General features: G+C 56.4%; 18 protein-coding genes. 8 read left to right on the top strand and 10 right to left on the bottom strand.

From position 1 onward, the window contains the following. The first annotated feature begins 44 nt into the window (after positions 1-44). The 6 genes from O3303_RS06170 (at position 45) to O3303_RS21935 (ending at position 4,293) form a co-directional block, all read left to right on the top strand. Complete coding sequence (locus O3303_RS06170; protein ID WP_269561883.1) at positions 45-1,106, top strand: FAD:protein FMN transferase; 1,062 nt, start codon at positions 45-47, stop codon at positions 1,104-1,106. After that, positions 1,103-1,348 (top strand): DUF4266 domain-containing protein, encoded by a 246-nt coding sequence (locus O3303_RS06175; RefSeq protein WP_269561191.1) that lies wholly within the window; start codon positions 1,103-1,105, stop codon positions 1,346-1,348. The genes O3303_RS06170 and O3303_RS06175 overlap by 4 nt, the downstream gene beginning before the upstream one ends. Before the next feature lie 53 nt (positions 1,349-1,401). Continuing rightward, on the top strand, positions 1,402-2,712 hold the full coding sequence (locus O3303_RS06180) for a DUF3570 domain-containing protein (protein WP_269561192.1): 1,311 nt from the start codon (positions 1,402-1,404) through the stop codon (positions 2,710-2,712). Positions 2,713-3,278: 566 nt separating this feature from the next. Then, positions 3,279-3,620: a rhodanese-like domain-containing protein gene (locus tag O3303_RS06185; RefSeq protein ID WP_269561193.1), complete on the top strand. Its 342-nt coding sequence runs from the start codon at positions 3,279-3,281 to the stop codon at positions 3,618-3,620. A gap of 188 nt (positions 3,621-3,808) precedes the next feature. After that, a complete protein-coding gene (locus O3303_RS21930) occupies positions 3,809-4,036 on the top strand; it encodes a GNAT family N-acetyltransferase (RefSeq protein ID WP_350356610.1) in 228 nt (75 codons plus the stop codon). After that, positions 3,988-4,293 (top strand): GNAT family N-acetyltransferase, encoded by a 306-nt coding sequence (locus O3303_RS21935; protein ID WP_350356611.1) that lies wholly within the window; start codon positions 3,988-3,990, stop codon positions 4,291-4,293. The genes O3303_RS21930 and O3303_RS21935 overlap by 49 nt, the downstream gene beginning before the upstream one ends. Positions 4,294-4,364: 71 nt before the next feature. Here the strand turns inward: O3303_RS21935 and O3303_RS21940 are convergent, their stop codons facing one another. From O3303_RS21940 to alaS, 3 genes are all read right to left on the bottom strand, one after another. Next, the gene (locus tag O3303_RS21940; protein WP_350356616.1) at positions 4,365-4,589 is read right to left on the bottom strand and encodes an energy transducer TonB; all 225 of its coding nucleotides are present in this window, start codon (positions 4,587-4,589) and stop codon (positions 4,365-4,367) included. Positions 4,590-4,783: 194 nt separating this feature from the next. Then, complete coding sequence (locus tag O3303_RS06195; RefSeq protein WP_269561194.1) at positions 4,784-5,149, bottom strand: hypothetical protein; 366 nt, start codon at positions 5,147-5,149, stop codon at positions 4,784-4,786. 156 nt (positions 5,150-5,305) lie between these two features. Next, complete coding sequence (alaS, locus tag O3303_RS06200) at positions 5,306-7,990, bottom strand: alanine--tRNA ligase (protein ID WP_269561195.1); 2,685 nt, start codon at positions 7,988-7,990, stop codon at positions 5,306-5,308. Positions 7,991-8,230: 240 nt separating this feature from the next. Here alaS and O3303_RS06205 point away from each other — a divergent pair, with 240 nt between their 5' ends. Both O3303_RS06205 and O3303_RS06210 read left to right on the top strand, forming a co-directional pair. After that, positions 8,231-8,602 (top strand): MerR family transcriptional regulator, encoded by a 372-nt coding sequence (locus O3303_RS06205; RefSeq protein WP_269561196.1) that lies wholly within the window; start codon positions 8,231-8,233, stop codon positions 8,600-8,602. Between the two features lie 172 nt (positions 8,603-8,774). Further along, complete coding sequence (locus O3303_RS06210; RefSeq protein ID WP_269561197.1) at positions 8,775-9,575, top strand: DNA-processing protein DprA; 801 nt, start codon at positions 8,775-8,777, stop codon at positions 9,573-9,575. A 471-nt stretch (positions 9,576-10,046) separates the two neighbouring features. Here O3303_RS06210 and O3303_RS06215 read toward each other — a convergent pair whose 3' ends face one another. The 7 genes from O3303_RS06215 to O3303_RS06245 all read right to left on the bottom strand — a co-directional run bounded on the left by O3303_RS06215 (position 10,047) and on the right by O3303_RS06245 (position 15,761). Further along, the gene (locus O3303_RS06215; protein ID WP_269561198.1) at positions 10,047-10,787 is read right to left on the bottom strand and encodes a phage minor head protein; all 741 of its coding nucleotides are present in this window, start codon (positions 10,785-10,787) and stop codon (positions 10,047-10,049) included. An 8-nt stretch (positions 10,788-10,795) separates the two neighbouring features. Further along, complete coding sequence (locus O3303_RS06220; RefSeq protein WP_269561199.1) at positions 10,796-12,049, bottom strand: phage portal protein; 1,254 nt, start codon at positions 12,047-12,049, stop codon at positions 10,796-10,798. Positions 12,050-12,092: 43 nt separating this feature from the next. Beyond that, on the bottom strand, positions 12,093-13,475 hold the full coding sequence (locus tag O3303_RS06225) for a hypothetical protein (protein ID WP_269561200.1): 1,383 nt from the start codon (positions 13,473-13,475) through the stop codon (positions 12,093-12,095). Between the two features lie 90 nt (positions 13,476-13,565). Then, on the bottom strand, positions 13,566-14,009 hold the full coding sequence (locus O3303_RS06230) for a terminase small subunit-like protein (protein WP_269561201.1): 444 nt from the start codon (positions 14,007-14,009) through the stop codon (positions 13,566-13,568). A gap of 54 nt (positions 14,010-14,063) precedes the next feature. Continuing rightward, positions 14,064-14,573 (bottom strand): M15 family metallopeptidase, encoded by a 510-nt coding sequence (locus O3303_RS06235; RefSeq protein WP_269561202.1) that lies wholly within the window; start codon positions 14,571-14,573, stop codon positions 14,064-14,066. A gap of 121 nt (positions 14,574-14,694) precedes the next feature. Then, positions 14,695-14,922 (bottom strand): hypothetical protein, encoded by a 228-nt coding sequence (locus tag O3303_RS06240; protein ID WP_269561203.1) that lies wholly within the window; start codon positions 14,920-14,922, stop codon positions 14,695-14,697. A gap of 251 nt (positions 14,923-15,173) precedes the next feature. Next, positions 15,174-15,761 carry a phage holin family protein gene (locus tag O3303_RS06245; RefSeq protein ID WP_269561204.1) on the bottom strand — a complete coding sequence of 196 codons (588 nt, stop codon included), beginning with the start codon at positions 15,759-15,761 and terminating at the stop codon, positions 15,174-15,176. Between the last annotated feature and the right edge of the window lie 94 nt (positions 15,762-15,855).

The following is a 15,855-nucleotide window of genomic DNA, read 5'->3' on the forward strand; positions in this document are numbered from 1 at the left end:
TTCTCACATGGTCCGGCGCTTTCCTTCCGCGGAAAGCGCCGTTGGTGTTGGCCCTCGGCAGCCTGCTGGCCGGCGCCTGCCCAACTCACGCGCAAACGTCGGCGGCGGGGAAGGTGCCGGCCACAAGCACGCCGGCCAAGGCGCGCAACTTCACCCGCTCGGCCCGCCTGATGGGCTCGCACTTCACGTTCACGGCCGTCTCCGACGACGACTCGCTGGCGTGGCGGGCGGTGCGGGCCGGCATCCGGGAGGGGCAGCGCATCGACCGGCTGTGCTCCTACTGGGATTCCACCTCGCAGATCACCCAGATCAACCGCGCGGCGGGGCTGCGGCCGGTGGTGGTCGACCAGGAAGTGTACGACCTGATTCAGCGCACGCTCAAGCTCTCCGCCCTCAGCGACGGCGCGTTTGATATCACCTTCGCCGGCGGCGAGAAGATCTATAAGTTTGATAAGCAGGAGCACGCCGCTTTGCCGGCGCCCGCCGTGGTGCAGGCCTCCGTGCGCCGCATCGACTACCGCAAGGTGCTGCTCGACCCGGCCACGCACTCCGTGATGCTGCAGGACAAGGGCATGCGCCTGAACCTAGCCGGCATCCTGCAGGGCTACGGGGTGCGCCGCGCCCAGGCCCTGATGCGGCAGATGGGCATTCGGGGCGGCCTTATCAACGGCTCCGGCGACGTGTCGTGCTGGGGGCGGCAGGCCGACGGCTCGCTGTGGCGCATTGCCATCGGCGACCCGGCCTACCCGCAATCGGTGTCGTCGTGGCTGACGGTGACCGACGTGGCCGTGGTGACGGCCGGCAACTACGAGCAGTATTTCACGGTGAAAGGCCAGTACTACGGCCACATCATCGACCCCAAAACCGGCTATCCGGCCACCGGCCTGCGCTCAGTCACCATCATCTGCCCCGATGTGGAGCTGGCCGACGGCCTCGACGAAGTAGTGTTCGTGAAAGGCCCCGAAGCCGGCCTGGCCTTCATCAACAAGCTCAAAGGGGTGGACTGCACGCTCATCACCAACGACGGCCGCACCCTGGCATCCAAGGGCATGGCCCTCAACTACTACTCCACGCAGCCCACCAAAGCCGCTACTCCAACGCCATGACCAATTCCATGACTCTTCCCAACCTTGCCCGGCTGACGCTGGGCGGCCTGCTGCTGGCCGGCGGCAGCGGCCTGAGCAGCTGCGTTTCGGTAGCTGCTTACCAGAAAGTGTACCTCAACGACGAGGACATGAAGCTGAGCAATAAGCGCATTGAGGTGTACGAAACCAACTTCCAGAGCTACCGCGAAGGCGCCGGCGGGGCCAACGGCGGCAAAGTGGGCGGCGGCTGCGGCTGCAACTGATCCGACGGGCCACCGGCCCTGAGCCGGGCCCCACGCCGCGCAGCGGCTCCCGCATGCCTGCTCCTTCCTCCCTGATTAAGCCCCTCTACATGCCCCACACTTCTTCTCCCTTTGTGTTACGCGGCGCCGCGGCCCTGCTGCTGGCGCTGCTGCCCGCGCTGGCCTGGGCCCAGGCCACGCCTACGCCCAACCGCATTGACGGCTACGGCACGCCCAATACCACGGCTCCCAGCCCGCCCAACCCCAGCAACCACGGCGAAACTGAGGTCAACATCCTCACCAGCTACTATTCGCAGGATGGCAACCGCGGCGCCGTGGAAGGCGGCATCGGCACCCAGCAGCTCACCGACCTCACGCCCACCATCATCCTGAACGTGCCGCTGGACTCGGTGACGCGCCTCTCGGCCAACCTGGGCATGGACTACTACTCCTCGGCCTCCACCGACCGGATCGACCAGGTGAATTCGTCGCCTTCTTCCAGCGATACGCGCATTCACCTGGACCTGGGTTTGGCGCGCCAGCTGGCCGATAAGCGTACGATTGTGGGCGTCGGGGCCGGCTTCTCGGCTGAGTACGACTACCTGTCCTTTAACGTATCGGGCTCCTGGGCCCGCGCCTCCGCCGACGGCAACCGCGAGCTGAGCGTGGCCGGCCAGGTGTTTTTGGATCAGGTGACGGTTATCCGGCCCGTGGAGCTGCGCAACACGCCGGACCCAACCGGCGGCACCACGCGCCAGAGCTACAACCTCAACATCGTGTACTCGCAGGTGCTGAGCCAGCGCCTGCAGGTGGCCGTGAGCACCGAGCTGGTGGCCCAGCGCGGACTGCTGAGCACACCTTTCCATCGGGTGTACTTCCGCGAAACCGGCAGCGGCTATGGTACCGCCAAAACCGAGCTGCTGCCCCGCCAGCGCCTGAAATACCCGGTGGGTTTGCGCCTGAACTACTACGCCACCGACCTGGTGCAGCTGCGCGGCTACTACCGCTTCTACAACGACAACTTCGGCATCACGGCCCACACGTTTGAGCTGGAAGCGCCGGTGAAGGTGACGCCTTTCTTCGTGCTCTACCCCTTCTACCGCTACCACACCCAAACCGCCGCCGACTACTTCGCGCCCTACCTGGCGCACTCCGTCACCAACGAGTATTACACCTCCGACTACGACTTGGCCGATTTCTCGGCCAACAAGTTCGGGCTGGGGCTGCGCTACTCGCCGGTGTACGGCATCAGCCGCTTCAAGACGCCTTTCAAGGGCCGGGTGGCCAAGTTCAAGGCCCTCGACATCCGCTACGCCTACTACCGCCAGAGCACCGGCCTGACCGCCAACCTCATCAGCGCCGACCTCTCGTTTACGCTGCCGTAGCCGGCCCGCCGGCCCACGCCCTCCGCCGCCGATGCGCCCGACCCGGAACCCGGGTCGGGCGTTTTTTTGCCGGTCTTTGCGTGTTGCCGAATGTCAGCACGAAAGCCCGTGGCAACTAACTACTAGCAACTTAGCCGCAAGCGTGCGTTTCAACAGCGTTTGGCCGTTGCGAAAGCAGGTATTAAGTTAAGAAACAGGAATGCCAGCAACTTAAATACATGAAAATATGTTCATATATTTACTCTAATTTCCTTCACGCTCCGCCGGCCTATCCGCCGGATTTGCCTTGCAGCGTTGCGGCAGCCTACTGATGGCAAGCTGCTCAACAACAGCTCTGCGCTTTCGGCTAATATTGGTTTGGGTCTGTCACCCGCACAATACCAGCACACCCCTTGCAGGCCGTTTTCCAAGGACCTGCCCAGGTTTCCCAGCCGGCTTTTGCAGGCATCCGATTTCATTTATCCGCCCGGGCCCGTATACCTATTCTGCATTGCCGGAATTGGCGTGCGCGGCCAGAGTGGCCGTTGCTTTCTCCGAATTCTTTCCTCATCCTTTTTCCGTTTATCATGTCTGACATTTTAAAGTCAACGAAGACTGCTGCTTACCGGGACCTGCCCGCCGACCAGTTCGCGGCCGGTATCCGCCAGTCCGGCACGGTGCTCGTGGATGTGCGCCGCTCCGATGAGTTTGGCGCCGGCCACCTGCCCGGCGCGCTCAACATCGACGTGACCAGCCTCGATTTTGCCCGGCGCATCACCACACTCAATCCGAACCGCCCCACCTACGTGTACTGCCGTAGCGGAGCCCGCTCGGCCAAGGCCGCGTCCCAGCTCAGCGAGGCCGGCTTCGGCCAGGTACACAACCTGGCCGGCGGTATTCTCGACTGGGCCAGTCCGCTGGTGCGCTAGTTGCGGCCCGGGGGCGCTCCTTGCCTACGCGGGCAGCTTCCCGGCTACATCTTTCTGTAAAAAGCCCACGGGCGGCCAGTCATTGGCCGCCCGTGGGCTTTTTATTGTGTCGGCGCGCTTGCCAAAGACAGATTCGGCGGTAAGCCTGCAACGGGAGATGGCAGCGGGATATTCTGTATTTTCAGACCATGCTGCTCCAACCCTTCACTGCTGCTCACTGGCCCGAAGCTCGGGCCATCTACGACGCCGGTATTGCCACCGGCCAGGCCACGTTCGCCACCGAAGCCCCCACCTGGGACGACTGGGACCGGGGCCACCTGCCCCACAGCCGCCTGGTGGCCCTGAGCGACACCGGCCATGGGCGGCTTTGTCGCCGGTTTCGGGGCGGTGCGTGTACGGGGGCGTGGGTGAGGTGAGCGTGTACGTGGCCGCCGAGGCCCGCGGCCAGGGCGTGGGCCGGCTGCTGCTGGCCGCGCTGGTGGCCGAGGCCGAAGCCCACGGCATGTGGACGCTGCAGGCCGGCATCTTCCCCGAAAACACGGCAAGCGTGCGCCTGCACGAAGCCACCGGGTTTCGGGTGGTAGGCCGGCGCGAGCGAATCGGGCAGCTGCACGGCCACTGGCGCGACACGCTGCTGCTGGAGCGCCGCAGTAGCCTAGTGGGCCTTTCCTGAACGGGACCACCCAAACTCACCTACTGCTACTGAAGAAAAAAAGCAGCAAGATTACTGCACCACTCAACCCTTCACTCATCCACCCTCCGCCGCCTCATGAGCAGCGGTTCTTTGAGCACAAAGGTGATGGGTACTGTGTAGGATACGGGTACCACACGTCCATCGAGCCGCCCCGGGGTGAATCTCGGCAAGGACAGTACCACGCGCACTGCCTCTGCATCCAACAACAGATCAACGCTTTGCATGATACTGGGATTCCGCACTATGCCAACCGTATCCACAACAAATTGCACCATTACCTTGCCCTGCAGATTACGCTTGATTGCCTCTCTAGGGTAGATAGTTGACCGTCCAAGTAATTGTATCAAGGCATCAACACCGCCCGGAAAAGTCGGTAGCACCTGGTACTCAAAGTAAGGTACTTCCTGACCTTGGACATTGTAGCATTTTCCTGCAATCCGCTTACCCGCCACATACGATTCCCGGCGTTTCACCTGACCGGTGCGGTAATAGTGAAGTGCTTCGCCGATTTGCTGCCCGTGCGCAAATTCCTGGTGCCATTCTGGTTGGCCGCTTTCGTACCAGCTCTGAAAAGTACCATGAGCAATATTTTTTTGAAATGCTCATAGGTTAAACTGCTTTGCAGCCTGCCACTCAAAAAATAGTCCCGTAGTTCCCCACCCACACTGTCTTTGTATTCTGTTTCGCGGCGGTAACGGGCATCAGCAACGGAAGCAACAGCTACAAAGTTTGAGTCGAGAAACTCTCGTTTGAGTGGTGGAACTACTTGCTGGGCTGAAATCGGCTTAGCCCAAACCAGCACCATCGAAAAAGCTATAGAGAAGAGAGTTTTCATTATTTTCTGATAATCAATTTTATAGTGATTTTCTTTTCTAAAGAACCGCAAGAAACGGGGCTCATTCCTGCCCTTCAGTACCCGATGAATCACCATATCGAGTACTGAAGGGCAGGAATGAGCCCCGCTACCTACCAAGCACTGTTTATACAACTCTTAAGCCAGCAACCCGCCAATCAGGCCTTCGGCCTTGGCAATAGCCGCCGTCAAACCGGCCACGTTCTTGCCGCCGGCCGTGGCGAAGAACGGCTGGCCGCCGCCGCCGCCCTGGATTTCCTTGGCCAACTCGCGCACCAGCGTGGTGGCGTTGAGCTTGCCGCCCTTCACCAGCTCGTCGTCGAGCATCACGGCCAACTGGGGCTTGCCGTCGATTTCGGCGCCGAGCACGGCTACGAGGTTGGGCACGGCCTGGCGCAGGTTGAAGGCCAGGGTTTTGAGGCCGTCGGCCGAGGTGGCCTGCACCTGGGCGGCCAGGAAGTTCACGCCGTGCAGCGCTTTCACCTGCCCCACCAACTGGTCTTTCTGCTGGTTGATGCTCTGCTGGGCAAACTGCTCGATCTGCTTGCGCAGGGTAGCAATTTCCTCGGTCTGCTTCTCGATGCCGGGCAGCAGGTGCTGGGGATTGCCGAGGGCCTCGCGCACCTGGGCCAGCAAATCCAGCTGCTGGTTCACGAAGGTTTCGGCGGCCTCGGCCGTCACGGCCTCGATGCGGCGTACGCCCGCGCCCACGGCGCTTTCACTCGTGATTTTGAAGAAGCCGATGTCGCCGGTGGTGCGCACGTGGCAGCCGCCGCACAGCTCCACCGAGAAGTCCCGGTCGAAGGTGATGACGCGCACGAACTCGCCGTACTTCTCGCCGAACAAAGCCGTGGCCCCGAGGGCTTTGGCGTCGTGGATGGGTACGTTGCGGCGCTCATCCAGCGGAATCTGCTGCCGGATGCGGGCGTTGACCAACGTTTCCACCTGGCGCAACTGGTCGTCGGTGACTTTAGTGAAGTGGGAGAAGTCGAAGCGCAGCAGCTTCTCGTTCACGAGGGAGCCTTTCTGGGCTACGTGGCTGCCCACCACCTCGCGCAAGGCAGCCTGCAGCAGGTGGGTGGCGGTGTGGTTGCGCTGAATTTGGGCGCGGCGGGCGTGGTCGTAGCGGGCCGTGAACTCGGCGTCGAGGTCCTGGGGCAGCTCCAGCACGGTGTGCACGATGAGGTCGTTTTCCTTTTTTGTATCGAGCACGCGCACCTTGCTCAGCGGCGACTCCAGGTAGCCGGTGTCGCCAATCTGCCCGCCCGATTCGGCGTAGAACGGCGTCTGGTCGAGCACCACCTGGTACTCGGTTTTGCCTTTGCGGTCGGTGCGGCGGTAGCGCAGGATGCGGGCCGGGGCCTGCTCCTGGTCGTAGCCCACGAAGGCGGGCTGCTCTTCTGATTCGCGCACCACGGTCCAGTCGCTCTGCTCGGTTTCCTGAGCGTTGCGGCTGCGGCTTTTCTGCTGCTCCAGCTCCTTCTTGAAGCCTTCCTCGTCCACGCTCAGGCCCTTTTCGCGGGCAATGAGGGCGGTGAGGTCGAGCGGAAAGCCGAAGGTATCGGACAGCTCGAAGGCGGTTTTACCGTCGATGCGGCTGCCGTTCTGGCGGAAGCCTTCTTCCAGGGTTTCCAGGCGGCGCAGACCGTTTTCGAGGGTTTTGAGGAAGGCAATTTCCTCTTCTTCCACCACGCGCTGCACAAACTGCTGCTGCTGCTTCAGCTCGGGGAAGATACCGGCCATCTGGTCGGCCAGCACGGGCACAATCTTGTAGAGGAAGGGCTGCTTCTGGCCCAGCGACGAAAACGCGTAGCGCACGGCCCGACGCAGAATCCGCCGAATCACGTAGCCGGCCTTCACGTTGCTCGGCAGCTGCCCATCAGAAATAGCGAAGCTGATGGTGCGAATGTGGTCGGCAATGACGCGGATGGCAATGTCGGTTTTCTCGTTTTCGGTGGCCGGCTGGTCGTTCACGGTGGCCGGGGCGGTGCCGTGGTACTCCAGGCCTACCTCATTGGCAATGAACTTGATAAGCGGTTGGAATACGTCGGTGTCGTAGTTGGACTTCACGCCCGACACGGCCATCATCAGGCGCTCGAAGCCCATGCCGGTATCCACGCTCTGCTCGGGCAGCTTGATGAGGCTCTTATCGGCCAGGCGCTGGAACTCCATGAACACGTTGTTCCAGATTTCCACCACCTGCGGGTGGTCGGCATTCACCAGCTCGCGGCCGGGGGTGGCGGCCCGCTCCTCTTCGGAGCGCAAATCGATGTGAATTTCGGTGCAGGGGCCGCAGGGGCCCGTATCGCCCATCTCCCAGAAGTTGTCCTTCTTGTTGCCGGGCAGAATCCGGTCGTCGGTGGTGTACTGGCGCCAGAGGTCCTGGGTTTCAGTATCGGCGGCGGTGCCGTCGGCCTTGTCGCCCTCGAAATAGGTCACGTAGAGGCGGTCCTTTTCCAGCTTGAACACGTCGGTGAGCAGCTCCCAGGCCCAGGCAATGGCGTCTTTCTTGAAGTAATCCCCAAACGACCAGTTGCCGAGCATCTCGAACATGGTGTGGTGGTAGGTGTCGTAGCCCACCTCTTCCAAGTCGTTGTGCTTGCCGCTCACGCGCAGGCACTTCTGGGTGTCGGCAATGCGCTTGAAGGGCGCGGGCTTGTTGCCCAGGAAATAGTCCTTGAACGGGGCCATGCCCGAGTTGATGAACAGCAGCGTGGGGTCGTCTTTCACCACAATGGGGGCCGAGGGCACGATGTGGTGGCCTTTGGAGGCGAAGAAGTCCAGGAACTGCTGGCGGACGTGGGAGGCGGTAGGAAGTGACATGGACTGTAACGCTAAGCTCCAGCTTGGCGAGTGGTTGGGTTCGTAGAAATTGGCCGCAGCCGGTATTTTGGCTACTTTTCGCAAGTAACAGGAATTGCGCTGCCGGCAAAGGTAGCCCATCTTACAGAAGTGAGAAATGAGAAGTGAGAGCGAAGCGGCCGTATAGCTCGTTCCGCCCGCTTTTCTGCCTTCCCGAGTTCCTTCTCACGTCTCAGCTCTAATCTTCTCCCTTCTGAAATAATGCCCTACAAAGACCGCGAAATCGAGAAGCAGTACTTCACCATCGGCGAGGTGGCGGCCCAGTTCAACGTGGCCCCCTCGCTGATCCGGTTCTGGGAGACGGAGTTTGAGGAGCTGCGGCCGCGCAAAAGCAAGAAGGGCAACCGCCTCTACACGCCCCAGGACGTGGACATTTTCCGCACGATTTACCACCTGGTAAAGGAGCGCGGCTACACCATCCCCGGCGCCCGCGACATGCTCAAACAGAAAGGCCCCCAGCTCAAGGAAAAAATCGACGTCATCCAGAGCCTGGAGAAAGTCCGCAAGTTCATGGTGACGATGAAGAAGGAGTTGGACGCTATTGGGAAGGCTTCCAGCGGAGCAGCTTCCTAGCTATAGTCGCCTCACCCCAACCCCTCTCCAAAGGGAGAGGGGCTCTAGTTGTAGTATTTTAATCTTTAGTCGCCTAATCCAGCGAACCGGTTCTAGCAACTACAAGCTAGTTACCCCTCTCTACCGGAGAGGGGGCTAGGGGGTGAGGCGAACGTGAGTTCCATTGCATTATATGAACGAGACGGATACCCTGCTCCACGAAGTCGCCCTGACGCTTTTCCCCAACATCGGGCCGCAGTTGACACGGCAGCTGATGAGCTACGGGGGCTCGGCCCGGAACGTGCTGCACCTGCCGCCGGGCAAGCTGCTGAAGATTCCGGGCGTGGGGCCAGCCACGGCCGCCATACTGACCGGGGCGGAGCGCGGCAACGCGTTGCGGCAGGCCGAGGCCAGTCTGCGCCGGGCGGAGAAGGACGGCGTGCAGCTGCTGTTCTATACCAGCAAGCAGTTTCCGGCCCGCCTCAAGCAGATTCCCGACGCCCCCGCCCTGCTCTACTATCAGGGCACCGCCGACCTCAACCAGCCCAAAACCCTGGCCATCGTGGGCACCCGCCAGGCCACCGACTACGGCCGCGAGCAAACCGAGCGGCTCATCAAAGGCGTGGCCTCGCACAAGCCACTCATCGTCAGCGGCCTGGCCTACGGCATCGACATTGCGGCTCACCGCGCCGCACTGCAGGAAGGCCTGGATACCGTGGGCGTGATGGCCACCGGCCTGGACGTGCTCTACCCGGCCGTGCACCGCAAAACCGCCGAGAAGATGCTCACCCAGGGCGGGCTGCTCACCGAATTCCCCTTCGGCACCCAACCCGACAAGTACAATTTTCCTTCGATTACTTACACCCCTACCACAAAGCTCACCAAGTCAATTCGTTACCTTGCGAAGACTCACGAAATTGCTACAAGTTTGATACAGCGTCCCAAGGGCAGCAGGAGGGGTTCCAAAGTTACATTAGGCTCTTCATCGGTCTAGATGTCTCCATATCTTCAGAGTGATAGTGACCAATTAGCAAGTGTATCATCATAAGATAGTATTGCCTATAAAGTAGGGCTTGAATCAACAGCGCAAGTGTATCATCATAAGACAGTATTGAATGATCCATCACAAGTAGACTATGCCACCTTTGTGTTACTGCACTAATCAATATTGCTTACCGGCTCATTGGTTGATTCATTTAACTTTATCAGACGAAACCATAGCGAACTAATGGAATTACTCAGACTTATATTCGGATTTGGATGGCTCTTCGGAGTGCTGTTTACCTTGAAATTCGCCAAAGGCATATACAATCAAGCAGAGTCAATTATTGGGAAAATAGTGGCTTGTGTGATTGGTTTCACTGGTTTTGCCCTCATTACTATTGTTGCCAACAAGTTTTTTGATAGTATTGATCGGTACTGATACACCATCTTTATCAAGCCTTTCAAAATGTCATTGGGTCTTCTAACCCGTCCTCACATACACCACTGTGCAGCGACATCTAATCCGTTCACCAGCCGATAGAATAGGATCACCAGGAAACTCGCAACGCTCCCCTCCTACTATAAACATTTCATTTATTGGGACTTGCTGACCACTGGCAAGCACGTGTGAAACCCTGGTGCGGGAGTCAGTAGTCGATAACCATTCCTTTTGCAGGTTCAGACCAGTGCTGATAGCGCCAGTAAGCGAGCCATAGTTAGCAGCGCCTATCAACTCAGTTCGTGCAATAGTCGTCGCCCTGAGTCTAGAAAAGTCAGTAATCTGAGTTCGTAGGGTACGCGTAACGGCAGCTATCGAGGATCCTTCACCCAATGCCGTGCTTAACACTCTTCTGATTTCTTTGCGTGTGCTCTCAGTGATGGCTCTAATCGACGCTGCTCCCCTGGTCATGATAAAGCTTCGAGCAGAGGAAAGCCAAGATGCCAGAGGTTTGATTGCCTTCGCCTCACGCGCTATGAGGTACTCGTATTCGTAATCAGCTTCCTGCAGGATGATGTTCTGATACAACGCATCCAACGCTTCTATAAGATGCTTTTGCGGTAGTACAGCCGCTGCTAACTCAGCATCGCCGGTTAAGGAGTAGGTCGCAGCAACGAGTTCGAAGTCCTTTAGCAACGCTTTGAAAATACGCACCTCCCATTTCGCTTGAGAAGCGTCAAGGCGTGCCAGTCTTTCCTGTATGAATGGGGTAACTATTGCCATACAAGCATCTATCCGCCTATTGGTTCATCCGCTTCCAGCTTCTCATTCACCTGCACGGCAGCACTAAGCAGGAACACATCCCCATTCAATTCCAGCCTTTCGAAACCCGAAAGCTTTCTCTTTTCATTGACAGTGAGGAAGTCCGCCGACTGCGCTGATTTGATCAACTCTGCTGTGTTCGGCTGTAGCACGGCGACCTTTTCAGTCGTAAAGTCAATGTATGCTTTGTCCTTGTAGGCGCTTCCCCATTTCTGGTTCAGACCATCTCGTAGCTCGTTCAGCAGTGGGATTACGCAGTTTTCATAAAGGGCACGCTGGGCTTCTGAGTAGTTGCTGTAGGTGTTGGATTTAGACCCTGAAAGCAGCAATGAAGGATAGGCAAGCGCATCCGCCACCATTCCACCATCCGCGGCGATGTTCTCCAGTATCTCCAGATCAGCCGGCGACAGCCCTATGGTGGTAGAATCGAGCTTCTGAGTAACATAGCTGCTTTTTCCGCCGACTATCCTGCTGTTAAGCTGCATTTCCTGTTCGAGCGTTAACGGCTCAACATTCTCATTGTCTGAGGATTCAGTCCAATAGACGGTAGCAGGTCCACCCTGCCCCAGGATGCGAATCTTCTGTTTCAACGATTGCTCAATGCCTTTCAGTGGCAAGGCCATTGCGCTGATCGGTGAAAGCCCGTAAAGCCCATCACAGGACGAGAACTTCTTCACATGGAGCACGTCTTCAGGAGCAAATTCAGTGTAGCCGCTACCATTAGGAACCCTATAGGAAATGATACCGCCTAGCCAACCGTTCTCAGCGACGATCTCGACAGTATCGGGCATGATGTAGAGTCGTTGGATATGCCCCTTGTTAAGCCCACTCTCAGCACGCAACGCATAGATGAAGACATTGCCTCGCGTGAGGTATCGACCGATGAAGGTTTCCACGAATTGGGTCCAGCTCTGATTAGGGTTCGGGCGATAGATGACCTCTGCTAAAGGGTGCTGCGGGATCTTCGCTGCGTTCTCGTCCTTTTCAAGCTTGTACACGCTCCACTGTACCTTCTTAGCAGCCGTTTGAATAGCGTTCAGAATCGTGTAGAAGACGGCATTGACATCGGTTCGTGCGGTAAAACTGTCTCCACCGAATGAGCTGCTATAGAATGGCGTAACGCGGCCAATCGCATCGACACCCGTGATTACTTTGGTTTCAGTGGCTACTGCAGGGGCTTCCGGTGCATAGAAGAAGTTCTTTATTGATGATAGGATTGGCATACTTCTTATGTAACGCTGTACATTCTGAAGGCCCTATTGAAAATTAGTACAACCTGAAGCCCTTTTTCTTGACCACCGGAGTCAGCGCTCTTTCGACTGCCTGCACCAGCACGTCGGTCATATCCCAGTGTGACGCATAGGGAACGGTGGTGATCTGTTCCAGGAATTTCTGATTCCACTTATTGCGCTGCAGGACATCCGAAATCAGCACCACCTGCCGATTAGCACAGAAGGACGAGATGCCGTTGACTCGCACAACCTTCTCTCTTGTCGGAGCAACTGCTTCGCATATCTTGATCGTGGTTTCCTTGCGCATCATCTGCACAATCGTTTTTCCGCTTGCTTTCGGCTCCACATAGGCCATTGACTCAGCACGAGTCGCAACGCCTTCCAGGTTCTCCGCGACGAAAGCTTCGATGAGCTTCATGAGTTGTGGCGCCTCCAACCACTCTTCTCGCACGTCCTTGATGTAGAGTACATCCTCGACGAAAGCAGAGCACAACAGCGCCGAAGGGTCATTCTTAGCATCTGCGGTGTAGGCGGTGTCGATGTCGAAATTGAAAACGACGTGCTGACCTGCCGTGAGCGTGTTGAACTCTTGCTGCGTGATGACCGAGAACCATGCGCGTTTCAGCAGTCCGCCCTCGACAGGTGTTGGATGCTGTTCATACTGCCCGGAATACGAGTTAACCAGTGACCGGCGCATCTTCAGGAGCTTGTCCTGATTGAGCCTTATCGGCGCTAACAGCCCATCCGCCGAGTAGATCCTTTCCGCTTCAACAGGACGGATACGCGCACTCTTCTCGGCGGGCAAACAGAGCCAATTCAGCTTATCCTCGCCGTGTAATTCAAGCCATGTTCCTGCCGGATCGATATCCGAAAGGCGCTGCATGATCATGAGCGTGGCGAAATTGCCTAGCCCTCTCGATGGCAGGGCTTGGTTGACGAAGTTGGCCGCTGTTGTACTCTTGGCTTTGCTCAGCGCATCCGCCGGGTCAACCGGATCATCGACTACAATAAGGTTGAAGTGATTACCGATAGGCGACTTCTGAGTCGAGGCAATCTTGAACAGCGAACCGTTCTCCGCCTTGAAGGACATGACCCCGTCCGCATCACGCCTGAACCTAAACGCATCCGGGTACAGCTCACGAAACGTGTCGCTTTTCAGGATGTCTCTGACGATCATCGAGTTCTTCTTCGCCAGATCAGAGTTGTGGGAACAGTAGAGGATCTTGAAGCCCTTGTTGCGCACGAAAGCCCACGCGCAGAGCGCCGTTGCCATCGTGGACTTGCCGCTGCCCGGTGGGATGTTTCCTAATGCCAACGGCTGCGGCTCGTCCTGCTCTACCCTCTCTAGGATGGCCTGCATCCAGTCGCAGACATACTTGATATGCGGCTCATCGACCAGAGCTGCGGATTTCTCCATCTCCGGCCACAGCGCTTTATAGAATTCATAAAACGAGTCCCTGCATAGAGAACCCAATAATGCCTTGAGACTTATACTCTTCACTCATATCTATCCTCCCATCGCCTTGTAGGTGAGTGTGAGCATCTGTTGCCTTTCCTCAAGGGAGAGCAAATCCCAATTCTGCTTGCTTTCCTCCACTGGTTTCACCTCCTCCTGCTCTGGCTTGTCACCGAATTTCTTCGGTTGGCTCACCTTCAACAGCCATTTGCGATACGAAATCTGCTCCTTCACCTTGGGCATTTCATCGACCTCTGCCTCGTCCACTAGATCCAGCATTTCATCGAATACCAACAGCATCTGAATCTCATAAGCGATCAGAAATTTCTCTCGGAAATCAGGGTACTTGTTCATCCAGCGGGCGATTGAAACCCGCGAGGGCATTCCCTCCATCGCTCCGATCTTCTTGATCGAAACGCCGTCCGCTACCAGATCGCAGATTTCCTCAGCGACCATTGCCGTGTATACCGGCTCTTTCCTTGCTCTATTGCGCATACGCTATATATCACGCAATGAAAAAGGGCTCTGGAATCAACCAAAGCCCTTTTTCTAAATCAGCACATATCCTTTGGCATCTACCTTACCGGCTTTGTGCAGCTCGTACAGCTGTTTGACACTATAGCCAAAGGTCTTCTCGACGTGGGGTTTGTCAACGATGCTTTTGAAGTCGCCACCCCACTTCCAGCCGTAGCGTTTGAAGATCGCAATGATTTCCATCCAGTCCGCCTTGGCATCTCTATCGAAGTCCTTTACGGTGTCCCAGGAAGTGGATTCGTAGGTGCCATTCCCATCCTTATCGACAATCAAGGCGAAGTCTAATGCCAACGCATAGTTGTGAAAGGAGGAGCCGGCTTTGGCATTGGTTACGATATCGCCTTTCGTCGTCCTGCCCTGGTTGTAAAGAGTGGTCTGCTCAGCAAAGGTGCGAAGGGTCGAAACGACTCTGAAACGGGCGTTTCCTTTCAAAGCGCCTTCAATCTCAGTGAGGATCAGTAGGGCTTCAGCTCGGAGCTTGGGATGTAGTTTGGAGATTCTTTCAAGTGATATTTTATCTGGCACTCCTATCTACCCACCTTCTTATGATGATACACTTGCAAGCGCCTCACCACCGCTCGTAAAATGCCATAGAGTGTATTACCATTCCAAAAGCTTTTACGAGCGGTGGTGAGGCTTTAAAACATCAATACCACTGAAGCATACTCGACTCAATCTTGCCATCTGCACATTCCGCATGCAAGTATCGATATACGTCTTCACTTATTTCAATAGCTGTGGTAATAGCTTGGATCGGAATTAACACAAAAATGGCACTCACACCCATTCGCAATTCAACAATGTTGTAATTAACGTAGGGCTTCATCTTGGCTTTTAGTTTCAGCAGGTCGTTGGTGAAATCTTTCGTTTCCATATAGGTTTTCACTTACGTTGATGGTTTTATAAAATTAATAATTACCTGACCTACAATATTATAAGTTGAATATTGTTTCATTTTATTATTCAACTAGCCCAATTATCATACTGCAATTTATCTGACTATAAGCACAGCAAGTGTATCATTATAAGACAGTATATGATTGAATAAAATAATATCACAAAGTGTATCATCATAAGACAGCATTGCCTTATTATTAGAGCTACAGCAAAACATAATCAAACAGATTATTCAACAGATATCCCATCTACTTCAACCTCCTTCACCTCTTCCTTCTCTTCTACTGTTTTCTTCACCGCATCGGCATTCTCAGCAATCGCATCCACAACACCTGCAGCATCCGCAGAACCTGGCTTCACCTTGGATTTCACCATATCAGCGATTATGCGGTCTATATCATTCAGCTTCAACAGGTACTTCGTTACGGGCGCTGGCAAGAGGCCTGGCGAGATGATCGAGATGTTCTCAACCAGTGAGGTTAGCTCAACAGAGAAGAAAACAGTTATTAGGGTGCTTGCAGCGTATTTGTAGACGAAGAAAACATCCCCGAAATGGTAGAGGACGGCTATCATGCCGAACCAAACGAAGATCTTGACTGGAAACCGCTGCATGGTGTACGAGGACAGTGTGCGCAGCTTAAAGGCTTTGATGATGCCGGTAATAAAGTCGAAAAACATCAGGACGAGCAGGCATAACAGCGCTTTCTCTGAGTCATAGATGTAGCCGGCGAGTGCCGAAAGAGCCGTGGCAACTGCTGAGATAGTGGGAAGGGTCAGGCTTCCGAAAAGTGTTGTGAGCGTATCCTTCAGGGACACGAAACCAAGAAAGAAACGATGCATTAAGCTATGTATACAGCGATGCCCAACCTTTCGGGTTGGGCATCATCTGCAGTTGTTTTAGCCTTCGTTC

Source organism: Hymenobacter canadensis (assembly GCF_027359925.1).
In the GTDB taxonomy this organism is placed as follows: Bacteria; Bacteroidota; Bacteroidia; order Cytophagales; family Hymenobacteraceae; genus Hymenobacter; species Hymenobacter canadensis.